This is a genomic window from uncultured Croceicoccus sp. (genome assembly GCF_947496385.1).
GTDB lineage: Bacteria > Pseudomonadota > Alphaproteobacteria > Sphingomonadales > Sphingomonadaceae > Croceicoccus.
In genome coordinates this window covers 94,484-110,678 of record NZ_CANMCP010000008.1, presented here as the reverse complement: position 1 = coordinate 110,678, position 16,195 = coordinate 94,484, and the positions used below count along the sequence as shown (strand labels likewise).

At 66.2% G+C, this 16,195-nt stretch carries 15 protein-coding genes and 1 tRNA gene; 6 read left to right on the top strand and 10 right to left on the bottom strand.

Features of this window, described 5'->3' with window-relative positions:
* Nucleotides 1-1,132 precede the first annotated feature (1,132 nt).
* Both Q0897_RS12830 and Q0897_RS12825 read right to left on the bottom strand, forming a co-directional pair.
* Nucleotides 1,133-1,219, bottom strand: a tRNA-Leu gene (locus tag Q0897_RS12830).
* A gap of 107 nt (nucleotides 1,220-1,326) precedes the next feature.
* A complete protein-coding gene (locus tag Q0897_RS12825) occupies nucleotides 1,327-2,088 on the bottom strand; it encodes a zinc-ribbon domain-containing protein (protein WP_299309836.1) in 762 nt (253 codons plus the stop codon).
* A gap of 251 nt (nucleotides 2,089-2,339) precedes the next feature.
* Between Q0897_RS12825 and Q0897_RS12820 the strand changes: the two genes are divergently transcribed.
* Together Q0897_RS12820 and Q0897_RS12815 are read left to right on the top strand one after the other, a co-directional pair.
* The gene (locus tag Q0897_RS12820) at nucleotides 2,340-2,873 is read left to right on the top strand and encodes a YdcF family protein (RefSeq protein WP_202086698.1); all 534 of its coding nucleotides are present in this window, start codon (nucleotides 2,340-2,342) and stop codon (nucleotides 2,871-2,873) included.
* Nucleotides 2,855-3,613, top strand: a complete 759-nt coding sequence (locus Q0897_RS12815; protein WP_299309835.1) for a lysophospholipid acyltransferase family protein — start codon at nucleotides 2,855-2,857, stop codon at nucleotides 3,611-3,613. Before Q0897_RS12820 ends, Q0897_RS12815 begins: the two co-directional genes overlap by 19 nt.
* Here Q0897_RS12815 and Q0897_RS12810 read toward each other — a convergent pair.
* Both Q0897_RS12810 and Q0897_RS12805 read right to left on the bottom strand, forming a co-directional pair.
* Complete coding sequence (locus Q0897_RS12810) at nucleotides 3,556-4,536, bottom strand: prephenate/arogenate dehydrogenase family protein (RefSeq protein WP_299309834.1); 981 nt, start codon at nucleotides 4,534-4,536, stop codon at nucleotides 3,556-3,558. The genes Q0897_RS12815 and Q0897_RS12810 overlap by 58 nt on opposite strands.
* Nucleotides 4,533-5,663 (bottom strand): histidinol-phosphate transaminase, encoded by a 1,131-nt coding sequence (locus Q0897_RS12805; RefSeq protein WP_299309833.1) that lies wholly within the window; start codon nucleotides 5,661-5,663, stop codon nucleotides 4,533-4,535. The genes Q0897_RS12810 and Q0897_RS12805 overlap by 4 nt, the downstream gene beginning before the upstream one ends.
* A gap of 102 nt (nucleotides 5,664-5,765) precedes the next feature.
* Here Q0897_RS12805 and Q0897_RS12800 point away from each other — a divergent pair, with 102 nt between their 5' ends.
* From Q0897_RS12800 to Q0897_RS12790, 3 genes are all read left to right on the top strand, one after another.
* Nucleotides 5,766-6,899, top strand: a complete 1,134-nt coding sequence (locus Q0897_RS12800) for a homoserine O-acetyltransferase (protein ID WP_299309832.1) — start codon at nucleotides 5,766-5,768, stop codon at nucleotides 6,897-6,899.
* Complete coding sequence (gene metW, locus Q0897_RS12795) at nucleotides 6,896-7,486, top strand: methionine biosynthesis protein MetW (protein WP_299309831.1); 591 nt, start codon at nucleotides 6,896-6,898, stop codon at nucleotides 7,484-7,486. The genes Q0897_RS12800 and metW overlap by 4 nt, the downstream gene beginning before the upstream one ends.
* A 75-nt stretch (nucleotides 7,487-7,561) precedes the next feature.
* A complete protein-coding gene (locus Q0897_RS12790; RefSeq protein WP_299309830.1) occupies nucleotides 7,562-9,073 on the top strand; it encodes a replicative DNA helicase in 1,512 nt (503 codons plus the stop codon).
* A gap of 8 nt (nucleotides 9,074-9,081) precedes the next feature.
* Here the strand turns inward: Q0897_RS12790 and Q0897_RS12785 are convergent, their stop codons facing one another.
* Nucleotides 9,082-10,293: a phosphatidylserine/phosphatidylglycerophosphate/cardiolipin synthase family protein gene (locus Q0897_RS12785; RefSeq protein WP_299309829.1), complete on the bottom strand. Its 1,212-nt coding sequence runs from the start codon at nucleotides 10,291-10,293 to the stop codon at nucleotides 9,082-9,084.
* Between the two features lie 127 nt (nucleotides 10,294-10,420).
* On the opposite strand from Q0897_RS12785, the gene rpoZ reads away from it, so the two are divergent.
* Entirely contained in the window at nucleotides 10,421-10,765 is a 345-nt protein-coding gene (rpoZ, locus tag Q0897_RS12780; protein ID WP_202086689.1) for a DNA-directed RNA polymerase subunit omega, read from the top strand.
* 59 nt (nucleotides 10,766-10,824) lie between these two features.
* Here the strand turns inward: rpoZ and Q0897_RS12775 are convergent, their stop codons facing one another.
* The 5 genes from Q0897_RS12775 to Q0897_RS12755 form a co-directional block, all read right to left on the bottom strand.
* Nucleotides 10,825-11,058, bottom strand: coding sequence for a DUF3072 domain-containing protein (locus Q0897_RS12775; protein WP_299309828.1), 234 nt, complete (start codon nucleotides 11,056-11,058; stop codon nucleotides 10,825-10,827).
* Between the two features lie 133 nt (nucleotides 11,059-11,191).
* Nucleotides 11,192-13,153 carry an ATP-dependent zinc metalloprotease FtsH gene (ftsH, locus tag Q0897_RS12770; RefSeq protein WP_299309827.1) on the bottom strand — a complete coding sequence of 654 codons (1,962 nt, stop codon included), beginning with the start codon at nucleotides 13,151-13,153 and terminating at the stop codon, nucleotides 11,192-11,194.
* A gap of 92 nt (nucleotides 13,154-13,245) precedes the next feature.
* Nucleotides 13,246-14,181, bottom strand: a complete 936-nt coding sequence (gene tilS / locus Q0897_RS12765; protein ID WP_299309826.1) for a tRNA lysidine(34) synthetase TilS — start codon at nucleotides 14,179-14,181, stop codon at nucleotides 13,246-13,248.
* 64 nt (nucleotides 14,182-14,245) lie between these two features.
* Nucleotides 14,246-15,208 carry a tetratricopeptide repeat protein gene (locus Q0897_RS12760; protein ID WP_299309825.1) on the bottom strand — a complete coding sequence of 321 codons (963 nt, stop codon included), beginning with the start codon at nucleotides 15,206-15,208 and terminating at the stop codon, nucleotides 14,246-14,248.
* A 102-nt stretch (nucleotides 15,209-15,310) separates the two neighbouring features.
* Nucleotides 15,311-16,174 carry a helix-turn-helix domain-containing protein gene (locus Q0897_RS12755; RefSeq protein ID WP_299309824.1) on the bottom strand — a complete coding sequence of 288 codons (864 nt, stop codon included), beginning with the start codon at nucleotides 16,172-16,174 and terminating at the stop codon, nucleotides 15,311-15,313.
* Nucleotides 16,175-16,195 lie beyond the last annotated feature (21 nt).

Genomic DNA, 16,195 nt, shown 5'->3' with positions numbered 1-16,195 from the left:
CCATAACTGCTCCGCAAAAAGCAGTCTTGAATCAGAACCCGGCCCGCTTGGGAATCCCTTTTGTCAACACGGCCTAGGCGCCCGATCATCGGCAAAGTTTCCTTTGGTTCGCCGCATCCCCTATATCGTGGATGCGGACACCAAGTAGTCCTGCCTCGTCTCTGCGCATGCGCCAGAAGCTATCCACGCAGCGAAGTGGCTTTCGTTCCTGAACTTCGCATCAAGGGGTGTGATTTGAGTATCGGCTTTCGGGCGGTCGAAGGAAGGCAACCAATGACTGAAGTTGGGGCGCAAGCGGGAGCGATCAGGGCAAATCAGCGGCGATTTCCCAATGATTTGAGTGCCCAGCTTCGTCCTCTATGGGGCACCATCCTCCCAAGACATGCTGAAGTCCTGCGGATCGCGGCGCAACGCGATGTGGCGTCGTTGAGCTCTGGGATTGCGTCTCGCTCGCGGTGTCCTTGGTCCGTTCATCCGGCCGGATCTGCGCCACCGCTTTCTCAAATTGCGACGGGGTCGCCGCTTTCGCCAACCGTACGGCTCTGGACGGCCGACATTCGCAACCTTGTGATCGTGCGTGAGGCGCGAGCGGAAAGTAACTCGCCAAGCCGGGTTAAGCGGTAGCGACGGTATCCTTTGCTCGACGAACGGCACGGCAACCGATGTGCCAAAATCACGCGCCAGAACATTGCGGCAGACCAGATGACGGCAAAAGGAAGCGGTCTCTTTGTTGTCCGCGCGATTCGGGCGGGCACCGGGCGAATCGGCGTGCGATCGTTCCGAACTGATGCTGAAAACGCCACGGGTAGGTTTTTGCTGGGGTCGCGGATTGGAGCTTCGCGGGCCATCGGCTGCGCCCGTTGCGGGCGGAGGTGCCCGACAGTGGCACAGCGCGTCAATGGGAACGCGAGGAACCGCCACCGCGCGAAGAGAGGCCGCCCATCCAACCATCGCGACGCGATCATGCATCGCGATGGAGCAAACAAGGCGGGGCAGCCGATCGCGCATGCCTGCGACAATACGGTTTATGTCGGCCCAATGGCGAATATTTCGGAAGGGAGTGAAGCACCGGCGCAAAGCGCGGCATCGGCGCCTTCAATCGAAGGGCGAGGGACCCATCTTTAACCAGGAATGGTGCGGCCGAGAAGACTCGAACTTCCACGGGCTTTCGCCCACAACGACCTCAACGTTGCGCGTCTACCAATTCCGCCACGGCCGCATATCCGAGAAGGTTCGGGGCTGGCCCCGTCCGGTAGGTCGGTGCCATTAGCAACACGGATCGAGTGGCGCAACCGCCAATTTGCCCTGCCGTCACAAGCATCGCGATTATAACGATTTCCAGCCGATTTCGACGACGCGTGCGGACCGTGGAATGTCGGTCATCGCCTCGCGCAGGGCAATCGACTCGCCCGGCTCGAGCACGCTTTTGGGCGCGATCATCTCCACGCTATAGACGATCCGTTCCTGCGAATCGCGCAGGATCACCTGAATCGGCGGGACGCGTCTGGCGCTGCTTCCGGTGTTCACGATTCGGCCGCTCGCGGTGAAGAAGCGGGCGCCATCCTCGGTTGTCTGCAGGATCTGGTCCTTGTCGGGAAAATCGAGGTCCAGATTTTCGGGGGCGGCGGCAAAGCTGCTGTTCGCGCCCGGTGCCCAGTCGGGCAGGCCGTAAAGACGCGCGGTTCCGTAGATCGCCGCCGCGATTGCCGCCACGCCCAATGCCGCGATCAGCCACAGCTGCCACCGGGCACGGGGCGGCGCGGCTGCGGGCGTGCTTTCCTCGTCCCATTCGGTATCGCGCGATGGCACGTCGACGGGGTCAGGCACCGATTCGTCCGCGCCGACATTTGCGCCGTCGGTTTCCGGCTCGGCAGGTGCAGGCGCCGCCGAATCCGCCTGGCTATCCGGCACCCCGGCGGTATCGGCACCGACATTGTCCGCGGCCACCGGGGCGGGATCGGCGATGCCATCGGGAGCGGCGAACCAGCTATTGCCGCACTGGGCACAGCGGACCGTGCGGCCATTCTCGCCGAGCGCGCCCGGAGGCACATCGTATCGCGTCTGGCAGGCGGGGCAGGCGATGAGCATATGCCTATCTTAAACAGCGCGATTCGCCTCAGGGCAAGCCGGCGAGCGACCGATGCAATGGCAAAAGCGCGGTTATCCACATGCGCGCACCACTCGCACAGTTAAATGGCAAGCCTTCGCCGTCCCTTACGCGGCGCGCATGCCGGGCGTAGCGCCATTGCCGGAACGCGGCGATCCGTTGAGCGGGAAAGCGCGGCGTGCGGATTACGCGATTGCGGCGCGGGGCAGGGCACCCTAAAGCCGCTGACAACATGTTTCGCCGTATCTTTGCCTTTTTCCTGCTTGCCTGGGCGCTTGGTTTTGCGTGGTTCGCGCTCGTCCTGCCGCAACCGGCGGGCGACACGCGAACCGATGCCGTCGTCGTGCTGACCGGTGGGGCCGGGCGGATCGAACGCGGGCTCGACGTGCTCGAACGCGGATGGGCGGACCAGATGTTGATTTCCGGCGTCGACCCGGAGGTGAAGCCGGAGGAGCTGGCCGCCGAATACGACATTCGCGCCGATCTGCTGCAATGCTGCATCGCGCTGGGCTATGATGCGGTCGATACGCGCAGCAATGCGGACGAGGCGGCGATGTGGGCCGATGCGAAGGGGTATCGCACGCTGCGCCTCGTGACGAGCGACTGGCACATGCGGCGTGCGCTTTTCGATGTGAAGCAGACGCTTGACCCCGGTATGACCGTGCTCGTCGATGCGGTCCCGACGGAGCCGTCGATGTTCATGCTCTTCCTCGAATATCACAAGTTCGTGGCGCGCCATGTGGCCGAATGGACCGGGCTGATATGAATGGCGTGCGCACGGCGCTGTTTGCGCTGATATTCTATCCCGGAAGTGCGATTTTCGCGATCCTGGGCATGCTCGCCGCGCCGTTTTCGGAGCGCGTGGTGCAACGCATCGCCTACGGCTGGGCGGCGTTTCACCGGGCCTGCGCGGCACATATCCTGCGCATCCGGGTCGTGCTCGAAGGGGAACGTCCGGCGGGCCAGGTGATCTATGCCCTGCGCCATGAAAGCTTTTTCGAGGCGATCGAATTGCCGCGCCTGCTGGGCAATAATCCGGTCCCCTTTGCAAAGGCGGAATTGTCGCGCATCCCGTTCTGGGGCCGGGCGGCGCGGGCCTATGGCATGGTGTTCGTGGAACGGACGCAGGGTGCGACGGCGCTGCGCACCATGGCGAAGGCCGCGCGCGAGTACAAGAAGACCGGCCGCGACTTCGCGATCTTTCCCGAAGGCACGCGCGTACCCGTCGGCACCGCGCCGCCGCTGCGGTCCGGGTTCGCCGGGATCTACAAGCTGATGAACCTGCCGGTGGTGCCCGTCGCGGTCGACAGCGGGCATGTCTATCGCGCGAAGCCGAAACGCAGCGGCACCATCACCTATCGCTTTGGCGCGGTCATTCCGCCCGGCCTCGACCGCGCGGAGGTCGAGGCGCGCGTCCATGCCGCGATCAACGCGCTCAACCCGCAGGATCAGCGGGTCGGGGTGTCCGCCTCTCCCTCATCGTTGCCGGGCCTCCCCGACAGGTGATCACCGCGCCCGAAATCGGGCCGCGCATCGTCCTGCCCTTCCTCGATGATGGAGCGGCGAATGGCGCGCGTCTGCGAAAACCGTTCGAACAGCGCATCGCCGTCACCCCACCGGATCGCCCGCTGCATCGCGCTCAGATCCTCCGACAGGCGTTGCAGGATTTCGAGCACGGCCTGCTTGTTCGAGAGGAACACATCGCGCCACATGGTGGGGTCCGATGCGGCGATGCGGGTGAAATCGCGAAAGCCGCCGGCCGAATATTTGATGACCTCGCCGCGCGTCACTTCCTCAAGATCGGACGCCGTGCCGACGATGGTATAGGCGATGAGGTGGGGCACATGGCTGGTCACGGCGAGCACGAGATCGTGATGTTCCGCATCCATCAGCTCCACCGTGGCGCCCATCGCGGACCACAGCGCGGAGAGGCGGGCCACCGCCTCCTCGTCCGCCCCGTCCGGCGGGGTGAGGATGCACCAGCGATTGTCGAACAGGCTGGCGAAACCGGCCTCGGGCCCGGAATGCTCCGTCCCGGCGACGGGATGCGCGGGAATGATCGTATGGGCAGGCAGCGCCGCCCCGATCGCCTCGGCGACCGACGCCTTGCACGAGCCTACGTCGCTTATGATGCAATGGGAGGGGAGCGCGCCTGCCATGTCCGCCGCCGCCGCGCCCATCGCACGCACCGGCACGCACAGGATGACCAGATCCGCGTCTGCGACCGCCTCTTCCACGGTGTCGGGCACCCGATGCGTCAGCCCCCGGCGCCGCGCCGTTTCCCGCACCGCCGGGTCGGCGTCATAGCCTTGCACGCTCACACCGGGAAGCGAGCGCTGGATCGCCAGCCCGATCGACCCGCCGATCAATCCCAGCCCGACGATCGTGACCGTATCGAAGGGCGCCGCCGCATCACCGGACGCGGTCATGCCCCGCCATCCGTGAGCCGGCGCAGCACGGCGGTAATCGCGTCCATCTGCGCGCCCGTGCCGATGGTGATCCGCAGCGCATGGGGCAGTCCTTGCCCCGGAAGCCAGCGCACGGCATAGCCTGCATCCTGTATCGCGTGGAGCGCGGTTTCCGCCGACAGCGCCCCTTCGAACAGGACGAGCACGAAATTCGCCTCGCTTTCCACCGCGCGCAGGCCGTGATTGCCCATCGCCGCGATGGCTTCGACGAAACGGGCGCGTTCGGCCGTGTTGTGGTCGCGCGAACGGGTCACGAAGGCCTCGTCCTCGACCGCCGCGATGGCCGCCGCCTGCCCGGCCAGCGTAACGTTGAACGGCCCGCGTATCCGGTTGAGCACGTCGATGAGCGGCGGCGCCCCCGTCGCCCAGCCGATCCGGTCGCCCGCCAGCCCGTAGATCTTGGAAAACGTGCGCGTGACCAGCACATTGCCATGCGTCGCGGCGAGCGCCATGCCGCCATCGTCCTCACCCGGCGCGAGATATTCGGCATAGGCCTGGTCGATGACGAGCAGCACGTCGCCCGGCAATCCGGCATGCAGGCGCCGCATCTCCTCCGCACCGATGTAGCGGCCCGTCGGATTGTTCGGATTGGCGACGAACACGACCCGCGTGCGTTCGGTGACACAGGCGAGCAGCGCATCGACATCGGTGCCGTAATCGCGGTCCGGCGCGACGACAGGGGTGGCCCCGCAACGCCGCGCGGCGATGTCGTACACGGCAAAGCCGTAGCGCACGTAGATCACCTCGTCCCCCGGACCTGCGAAACCCTGCGCCGCGAGGTTCAGCAATTCATCGCTTCCGGTGCCGCACACGATGCGCTGCGGGTCGATGCCGTTGCGCGCGCCGATGGCGGCGCGCAATGCGCTTGCATCGGGGTCGGGATAGGCGTTGGGCGCGGGCGCGCCGGTCCGGGCGGCCAGTGCGGCCGCGCTGGTTCCCAGCGGATTTTCATTGGCCGACAATTTGACGAGCGGCGCGCCGTCCGCCCTTTTCGACTGGCCGGGGACATAGGCGTGGATGCCCTCGATCCACGGCTTGGGTTGCGGCCCGGACTGGGCGATGGTGGGCTGTTCGTCGGGGGATGTCATGGGCCCGATGCCTTAATCCGCGCAGGCTTTGCGTCAAATGAAACATGTGCAACCGGATGGCATGTTGACACCATCGCGCCTTCGTCCCAATCGCCGGGACCGATGGTTGACCTTGTCCATGACGATACCGGCGCGACGCTGACCCTTGCCGATCCGCTGCCGCTCGACAGCGGACGCAGCCTCGATGGCGTGCGCATCGCCTTTCGCACCTACGGCACGCTCAACGCGGCGAAGGATAACGCTATCCTGCTGTGTCACGCGCTCACCGGGGATCAGCATGTCGCATCGCCGCACCCCGCCACGGGAAAGCCGGGGTGGTGGGTGCGCATGGTGGGCCCCGGCAAACCGATCGACACGGACAGGTTTCACGTGATCTGTTCCAATGTCATCGGCAGCTGCATGGGCTCGTCCGGGCCCGCCGCGCTGGCGCCGGAGGGGCGCCCGTATGCGATGCGGTTTCCCGTCATCACGATCCGCGACATGGTCCGCGCGCAGGTCGCGCTGCTCGACGCGCTGGGCATCGACACGCTGCATGCCGTCGTCGGCGGGTCGATGGGCGGGATGCAGGCGCTGAGCTGGGCCGCGAATTTCGGGGAGCGGGTGAAGGCCGCGCTCGTCATCGCGAGCACGTCGCGGCACAGCGCGCAGAATATCGCCTTCCACGAATTGGGGCGACAGGCGATCATGGCCGACCCGCAATGGAACGGCGGCGATTATTATGCTGAGACAGGCACCGATCCCCGCCCCGATCCGCGTAAGGTCGGGCCGGAAAGCGGGCTGGCCGTGGCGCGCATGGCGGCGCACATCACCTATCTGTCGGAGCAGGGGCTGACCGAGAAATTCGGCCGCCGGCTTCAGGACCGGGAGGCGAAGACCTTCGGCTTCGACGCGGATTTCCAGGTGGAATCCTATTTGCGGTATCAAGGGCTGGCCTTTACCGACCGCTTCGATGCGAACAGCTATCTCTACATCACCCGCGCGATGGATTATTTCGATCTGGCGGAGGAACATGGCGGGCGATTGTCCGATGCCTTTGCCGGCACGAAGACCCGGTTCTGCCTCGTCAGCTTCGACACCGACTGGCTCTACCCGACATCGGAATCGCGGCGCATTGCCCATGCGCTGAACGCCGCGGGCGCGCCGGTCAGCTTCGTCGAATTGTCCGCCCCGTTCGGGCATGACAGCTTCCTGCTCGACGTGCCCGCGCTCGACCGGGTGGTGGGGGGCTTCCTGTGACGCGCCTGCGCCCCGATCTTGCCGTCATTGCGGACCATGTGGCGCCCGGTTCCCGCGTGCTCGACATCGGGTGCGGCGATGGCGACCTCATGGCGGCGCTGCGCGACCGGCGGGGCGTCGATGCGCGCGGGCTGGAGATCGACGCGGAGAAGGTCGCCACCTGCGTGTCGCGCGGCCTGTCGGTGGTGCAGGGGGATGCCAATGCCGATCTCGGCTTCTACGGCGACGGCAGCTTCGATTACGCGATCCTGTCGCAGACGTTGCAGACGACGCGGCGGCCCGATCTCATCCTCGACGAATTGCTGCGCATCGGGCGGCGGGCCTTCGTGTCCTTTCCCAATTTCGCGCATTGGCGGGTGCGGGCCTCGCTCATGTTCGGGGGGCGCATGCCGGTGACGCGGCTGCTCCCGGTGACATGGTACGAAACGCCCAATATCCACCATGTGACGATCGACGATTTCGCCGCGCTGGCGCGGGGGCGGGGGATGACGATCGAACGGCGCTGGTTTTTGAACGGTGACCGCCTGACGGGGGCGGCGGCGGCGAATCTGCGCGCGGAATACGCGGTTTTCCTGCTGTCGCGATGATATGCACAGGCTGTGGATTAATTTAGTGAGATAATCCGGCTGGCGCGCGTGACCCCACCCGCCTATTTTGCGGCCATGGCAACAGAGATAACCCTGCTCCGCCCCGACGAGGGCGAAGGCGACGCGCGCACCCTGCCCAGCAATGTGGAGGCGGAGGCCGCCTTTCTCGGTGCCGTGCTCATCGACAATCGCGTGATCGAGGAATTGCCCAAGGCGCTGAGCCCGGATCATTTCTTCGAACCGCTGCACGCGCGCATTTACGAGCGGATCCTGAACCTCGTCGATCGCAAGGCGGTGGTGACGCCGGTGACGCTGAAACCCTATTTCGAGGCCGACGAGGGGCTGAAGGAGATGGGCGGCATCACCTATCTCGCCCGGCTGACGGCGGATGGGCAGGGGCTTCTGGCGCCGCAGGTCCTGGCCGAGCAGATCTACGAGCTGGCCCTCCTGCGCGAGCTGGTGAGCGTGGGGCGCACGCTGGTGACAGATGCGCTCGATACCTCGGACGATGTCGACCCGATGGGACAGATCGAGCGGGCGGAAAGCGCGCTCTACCGCGTGGCCGAGGGGGCCGCGACCGGCAACGAGACGAAGAATTTCGCCGCCGCCACGCGCCAGTCGATCAAGCTGATCGAGCAGGCGCTCAATTCCGGCGGCCACGTGTCGGGCGTGACGACCGGCCTCAACAGCGTGAACGAGAAGATCGGCGGTCTGAAAAATTCCGACCTCCTGATCCTCGCCGGGCGTCCGGGCATGGGCAAGACCTCGCTCGCCACCAACATGGCGTTCAACGCGGCCAACCGGTATCGCCGCGATCTGGCCGATGGCATCCCGGCGGAGGAATCGGTGGGGTCGCCGGTCGCGTTCTTCTCATTGGAAATGAGCGCGGATCAGCTTGCGACCCGTATCCTCGCCGAACAATCGGGGATCAGTTCGGAAAACCTGCGCATGGGCAAGATCAGCCGCGAGGATTTCCAGGCGCTCTCCCGCGCGAGCCAGGAGCTGGCCGAGCTGCCGCTGTTCATCGACGATACGCCGGCGCTGACCATTGCCGCATTGCGCGCGCGTGCGCGGCGGTTGAAGCGGCGGCACGACATCGGCTTCATCGTGGTCGACTACCTCCAATTGCTGCAAGGGTCGGGCCGGGCCAATGACAATCGCGTCAACGAGATTTCGGAGATCAGCCGGGGCCTGAAAACGCTGGCCAAGGAACTCGACATCCCGGTCATGGCGCTGTCGCAGCTGTCCCGCGCGGTGGAGCAGCGCGAGGACAAGAAACCAATGCTGTCCGACCTTCGCGAATCGGGTTCGATCGAGCAGGACGCCGATATCGTGCTCTTCGTCTATCGCGAGGATTACTATGTCGCGGCCAAGGAGCCCAAGCGCCCCGTCGAAACCGACGACGCGAAGGTGCACGAGGCGCACGCGTCCTGGGCCGCGGAAATGGAGCGGGTCTATGGTCTTGCCGAGCTGATCGTGGCGAAGCAGCGCCACGGCTCCACCGGCAAGGTGCGCATGCGGTTCGAACCGCGGATCACCCGCTTCTCCGATCTGGCCGAGGACAGCTACGCCGCCGACTACGACTGAGCCTCGCGCTATGGCCCGATGTTGAGCCGGCGGCTGACCGTGTAATCCGCCACCGCTACGAGGAACCACGACAGGTTCCAGCGAATCCGCGTCCACAGCCCGTCGCGCGCGCGCAGCCAGCCGCGGTCGATCTCCTGCGACGCGGCAAGATGCGCGCCGACGAATTCGCGCATCCGGTCGGCGAGGGCTGCATCCTCGATCCGCAACATGATCTCGAGATTGAGATAGAGGCTGCGCATGTCGAAATTCGCGCTCCCGAAATAGACCGCATCGTCGAGCACGATCAGCTTCGTATGCATCTTGCACGGCAGGAATTCCCACACCCGCGCCCCGCGTTGCAGGAGGTCGTGATAGAGCGAGCGCGTCGCCCCGATGGTCGCGTCATTGTCGGACTTGCCGGCCATCACCAGCCGTGTGTCCCCCTTGGCCGCGATGCCGCCGATGCGTTTCATCAACCGGCGGGAGGGGGAGAAATACGCCATCATCATGTCGAGCCGGTCGCCGCTGCGCAAATCCTGCCCGACGCGGTGCGCCCATGACGACATGCCCCGCGTCGGCCCCCCGATCAGCAATTGCACCGCCCCGTCGCCCGGATTCCATTGCCGCACGGCCCGGCGAACGTCGCGCCATCGCGTCCCGCTATCCGCGACGAGCGTGATCAGCCGGTCGTACCAATCGATCAGCGAGGCCACGGCCGATCCGCGCACGGTGACGCCCATGTCGTTCCACCCGTTCATCGCGGGCGGCGCAAAATAATCGTCCGATATGTTGAAGCCGCCGATCATGGCGATGTCATCGTCCGCGATCGCCATTTTCTGATGATTGCGGATGAGATAGCGTTGCGACCATTTCGTCCCGAACCGCCCGTGCCATCCGCCGGCCCCGGTCAACGGGGCGAGGAATTCGTCGCTGGCGTCCGCGCCGAACCCGTCGAGCAGGAGCTGCACCGCGACCCCGCGCCGTGCCGCGGCGGTGAGCGCGTCGCGGACCCGGTGCGACACGTCATCCTCGGCAAAGATGTAGAAACACAGGCGCAGCGTGCGCCGCGCCCCCGCAATCAGGTCGAGCAGCGCGTCGAGACGGTCCTTTCCCGCGGGGTAGAAGGCGAGGCTCTGCCCCTGCGCCTCGCATGCGAAGGGCGCCGGGTCGCGATAGGCGCCAGCGTGATCGGAGAGCGTCGTATCGTCCGGCCCGTTCCCGTCATCTGCCACATCGGTCATGATCCTGCCTGTCGCAGCTTGTACGGGGGAGGGCAAGAGGGCGGAGCGATCGGCGGTTCCCGTTGACTCCGCGCCTGTGGATAGGTAAGCACAGCGCTTTCCCGACACCCTGATTACGGAGTGCCCCATGGCGCGCGTTACCGTCGAAGATTGCGTCGACAAGATTCCCAACCGTTTCGACCTGGTCCTGCTGGCCGCTCAGCGTGCACGCGAGATTTCGAGCGGTGCGGAACTCACCGTCGACCGCGACCGGGACAAGAACCCGGTCGTCGCCCTTCGCGAAATCGCGGAGCAGACGGTGAAGCCCAAGCACCTGAAGGAAACGGTGATCACCGGGCTGCAGAAGGTCGCGGTCGAGGAAGACGACGAGATCGACGAGATCGGTTCGCTGTCCCGTTCGGCGGAGGCGCTTCGCCTGACCGCGGCGGCACCCACGCGCAACACCTCGATCGGGTCCGATTACGACGGCTGATCGCCTGTCCATCGCGAATTTGAAGAGGCCCGCCCGTCATTGCGACGGGCGGGCCTTTTTCATGCGCCGCGTCCGGTGGTGCCCTGCAATTCGTCGATGCGTTTCGATGCCTCGGCCTTGCTGAGCGAGGTGTCGTAGGCGTCGGGCTTGCCGGCCTCCTCGCTCAATGTCTTGAGATAGCTGGCCTGCGCGCCGGTCATCGCCTCATCGCCGGTGACCCAGTTTTCGGGGTCTTTCTCGGCATTGGACACAGGGTCGGACTTGGGGTGCTCGTTGGGATTGGGGGCTGTCATGGCCAATGTCTCCTTTACCGGATCCAACGGAGTGGTTCGCTCTTTGTTCCGCACACACGGTGCCCCTTAAAAAGAAAACGCCCCGGCGCGCAGGGCGGCCGGGGCGTTCGTGTTTCAGTCTCTGCCGGCGGGATCAGGCGCCCTGCGGTGCCGTCCCGCCGTCCAGCCTGCGGCCGGCTTTCGGAACGCCGACGCCGCCCACGGACACGGGCCGTTTCGGGCCAGTGGGCGTGTCGGGCCGGTCGATCTTTCCATCGGCGAGCAGCTTCGTGATCTCGTCGCCGGTGAGCGTTTCATATTCGAGCATCGCCTGTGCGAGCAGGTGCAGCTTGTCCTCCTGCGTGCGCAGGCATTCGTCCGCCGCCTTGTGCGCCTTTTCGACGAGCTCGCGAATCTCGCTGTCGATCAGCTTGTTCGTCTCGTCCGAGGCCATGGTCCGGCTCGTCTGCCCCATGCCGAGATAGCCTTCCTGGCTCTGCTCGTACTGAAGCGGGCCGAGCTTGTCCGACATGCCCCATTTGGTGACCATGTTGCGGGCAAGGTCGGTGGCATATTGAATGTCCGAGGACGCGCCCGACGACACCTTGTCATAGCCGAAGATGATTTCCTCGGCCACGCGCCCGCCCATCGCGACGGCGAGGTTCGCGTGCATCTTGTCGCGGTGGTAGGAATAGCTGTCGCGTTCGGGCAGCCGCATCACCATGCCGAGCGCGCGGCCGCGCGGGATGATCGTCGCCTTGTGGATCGGGTCCGACGCAGGCTCGTTGATCGACACCAGCGCGTGGCCCGCCTCGTGATAGGCGGTCATCTTCTTCTCGTCCTCGGTCATGACCATGGAGCGGCGCTCGGCCCCCATCATGACCTTGTCCTTGGCGTCCTCGAACTCCTGCATCGCGACGAGGCGCTTGTTCCGCCGCGCGGCAAGCAACGCTGCCTCATTCACCAGATTGGCGAGGTCGGCCCCCGAAAATCCGGGCGTGCCGCGCGCGATGGTGCGGCCATTGACGTCGGGCGCCAGCGGCACCTTCTTCATATGCACGTCGAGGATCTTCTCACGCCCCTCGATATCGGGGACGGGCACGACCACCTGCCGGTCGAAACGGCCGGGGCGCAGCAATGCGGGGTCCAGCACGTCGGGGCGGTTGGTCGCGGCGATGATGATGATGCCTTCGTTCGCCTCGAACCCGTCCATCTCGACGAGCAGCTGGTTCAGCGTCTGCTCCCGCTCGTCATTGGAGTTGCCGAGGCCATTGCCGCGCGAACGGCCGACCGCATCGATTTCGTCGATGAACAGGATGCAAGGGGCGTTCTTCTTCGCCTGTTCGAACATGTCGCGCACGCGGGACGCGCCGACGCCGACGAACATCTCGACGAAATCGGAACCCGAAATGGTGAAGAACGGCACGCCCGCCTCACCCGCGATGGCGCGGGCCAGCAGCGTTTTACCGGTGCCCGGACTGCCGACAAGCAGGGCGCCCTTGGGAATTTGGCCGCCGAGCTTGGAAAAGCGCGACGGATCCTTGAGGAATTCGACGATCTCTTCCAGCTCCTCGCGCGCTTCGTCGATGCCCGCAACATCGGCAAAGGTGACCTTCCCCGATTTTTCGGTCAGCATCTTGGCCTTGGACTTGCCAAAACCCATCGCGCCGCCGGCGCCGCCGCCCTTCTGTACCTGGCGCAGGGCGAAAAACGCGATGCCGAGGATCAGCAGGAACGGAAGGAGATTGATCAGGATCGCGGCCAGCAGGCTGCCTTCCTCGCGCGGGACGGCGGAATATTCGACGTCGTTCGCCTCCAGCAGATCGGTCAGCGAGCTGTCGCTGGCGACGGGCACCGTGCTGAACGCCTGATCGTTTTCAAGCATGCCCGTGATCCGGTCGGTGCCGATCTGCACTTCGCGCACGTCGCCGGCGGCGACACGATCGCGGAAATCGGAATAGCGGATCTGCGTGCCCGGCGTTTCATTGCCGGGGCCGAACATCGACACGATGAGCAGCAGGGCAAGGAAAATCCCGCCCCAGATCATCAGGCTTTTCACCCAGGGGTTGCCCCCGCCGCCATTGTCGCCGTTTCCGGGCTGGTCTTGATTATTCATGATTCAGGAAATCCCGTCCTTTCGCCCCTGTAATGTAGGCGCAACCGTGTGAATGACAAGCAAACAGCGCACAGGGCAAACCCCGGCGCGGCTCACCGCTTGGCGCCCTTTCGCGGCGGGGCGGGGCGAAAGGTCCACCCATCCTCGCCGCCGGTACACAGCACACCGCCCAGCGTCGCGGTGTCGCCGTGGGCAAGCCGTTCGTGCAGCCGTGCGATCTCGTCGCCGCGCGGCGTGCCCTCCCGCGCCGATTCGCGCATGATGCGGGTCAGCACGCGCAGCCGGATCGCCGCTGGCGCGGCAGGGTCGTAGCGCAGCACTGCCCCGTCCCCGTCCCGCACCACGCGTTCGTCCCATTCGCGCCGCGCCGCCCAGTCCAGCGCATCATCATCCTCGGCCAGATGCGCGGCGGACCGTGCCATCAGCACCGGGTCGACGTCGGCGGGCGCCGTACGCAACCACGCCCGGACCCGAACCCGCAGGAACGCCTGATCGCGATTCGAGGGATCCTGCACCGGCACGATTCCCGCATCCGCGACCACCTCGCTGAGCGTATCGCGCCGCCACGACAGCAGCGGACGCAAAAGCGGCAGCGTCCCGCCCGGAACCACGGCGATGTCGCGCATCGCGGCAAGGCCGCGCGTGCCCGCCCCGCGCGCCATCCGCATGAGCATCGTCTCGGCCTGGTCGTCGGCATGATGCGCGGTGACAATCGCGTGGAGTTCGCTCCGCCCGGCCCAGTCCTCCAGCGCGGCATAACGGGCGCGGCGGGCATTATCCTGCAGATTGCCATGCGCGCCGACCACCGGGCGCAAGGTTTCGTGCCGCACGCCCAGCGTCGCGCAGACCGACGCGACATGCGCGCATTCCGCCGCCGCCTCGGGCCGCAGCGCATGATCGACGCTGGCGACCGCAATGCGGGAAGGGCAGGCCCGCGCCGCGAGCGCGAGCAGCGCCATGCTGTCCGGCCCGCCCGAAACGGCGAGGCCGACGCGCGATTGCTCTGAAAGGCCTACCCGCTCCGCCACCGCGCCGAAATCGCGGGCGAAGCGGTCGGTGGCGGCGCTCAGGCGCGCAGGGGTCGCTTGCGCGTCAATTGCATTTGGCCCGCGTTGCGACCTGCTGCGACAAGGAAGACAGGCGATTGGCCGCTTCGCCCGGATAGACCAGGCGGAACTCTTCCAGCGCCTCGCACGCCTTGGCATTATTGCCGAGCGCGGCGGTCGCCTGCGCCAGATAGACGAGGCTGTCGGGGGCGCGTTCGCCGTCCCGATTTTCGAGGTAATTGGCGAGAAACGCCTCGGCCGCGGGGCGATATTGCTTCTGATCGAGATAGGAGCGCCCGATCAGGTTCCGCGCCCAGCTCGCCCGGCGATGCTTGGGATAGGATTTCACCATCGCTTCGAGCACGCTGCGCGCCTCGGCATAACGCCCCGCATCCCAGAGCCGGAACCCGTAGACATAGGCGTCGTCGCCCGCGTCGCCGGTCGACGGTTTCTCGACCGTCGCGCCGCCTGCACTCGCCCCCGAACCGCCGGAGGAAGCACCGCCCGTCATCGCGTCCATATTGGCGGATGTCGCATTGCTGTTCCCCGACGCATTATTGCCCGACGGCGCAGGCGTTTCGGCCAGATCTTCGGCATAGCGCGGCTCCTGCGCGGCGGCGGTCCGGTTCGCCTCCAGCGTTTCGACCCGTGCGTTAAGGAGGTTGAGCGCGTTCTGATTCACCTCGGTCTGCGCGGTGAGGCGCTGGAGCGCGGCCTCCACCGCGTCCATCCGGGCGAGCAAATCCGTGACCGGGCCGCCGGTGTTGGCCGGAACCGCACCCGGCGCCGGCGTCGGCGCGGTCACTTCCGGCTCGAAATACCGTCCGTCGGCGCCGGGGAATACCTTGCGCTGCAACGCGCGGACTTCCTGCTCCAGCTTGCGGATGCGGATATCTTCGGCCGATTGCGCGATGGCGGGCGGCGCCATCATCGGCGCGGTCAGAAGCGCGGCGCCGAGCAGCCATCCGGCGCGGCGCAATCGGGGGAGGCGGATACTCGAATGGGGCATGGGGGTGTCGAAACCTTTTCGTCTGTCAATTCGTCAAAGCACCGCAATGTCGCGCGCCGCGCCGGAACCCGCGCTGAACGACGCGGGCACGGGCGGCGGCGTTCAGGGCGTCGTGTCCTGTGATCCGGGCGCGGTCGGCAATCCGGGGCCGGGGCCGCGCGCGCCCAACGCCTCCGCCGAAACGGGCACGTCGCGGATCACGCTGTCCTCCTCGGCCAGCGGGGGCACGTCGCGTCCGCCGATGGTGATGGAGAGCGCATCGGGCCGCCCGGTCCAGATCTGCGGATTTTCGGCGTCGGCGGGAATGGTGAAGCTGTCGCCCTCGTTCATCAGCGATTCGTAGAGCCGGTCGCCCGAACCGTCGTAAAATCGCACCCACACCCCGTCGATCGTGGCGGTGAAGACGACCGGGCCGCGTTGTACCTGCGTCGCCGCGGGGGTTGCCGCACCGCCGGGCGTCGCCGGACCGGCGGCGGGCGCGGTTTGGGTTTCGTCGGTAAGCGGGGGCAGCTCCGCCGCGGGCAGGAACCAGCTCCGCCAGAAGAAGAAGCCCAGCACCGCAATCACCAGCAGAAGCGCGAGCACGCCCCACGCCAGCTTTGCCGAGGGGATGCGCGCGGGATCGCCCGGTTCCATATGCTGCACGTTGCGCGGCGGCGGGGGCGGGGCGGCGGCGCCGAGCTCGGCACGGGCCTGCTCGACCATGGCCTCCTCGTCGAGCTGCAATTCGCGAGCGTAGCTGCGCACGAAGCCGATGGCATAGGTGCGCCCCGGAAGCGAGGCGAGGTCGCCTTCCTCGATCGAGATCAGGTGGCGTTCGGGAATCTTGGTGCGGTCGCGGATGTCCTGTCGGGAGAGGCCCTGCCGCTCGCGTTCCGACAGAAGCCTCTGGCCGACGCCCGTTCCGGCGTCGCCGGTGCCGGCATCTGCGCCATCCTGCTCGAACTGTTCTTCGTGTTCGTCCACCAAAGCCCCATCAGTTTGCGA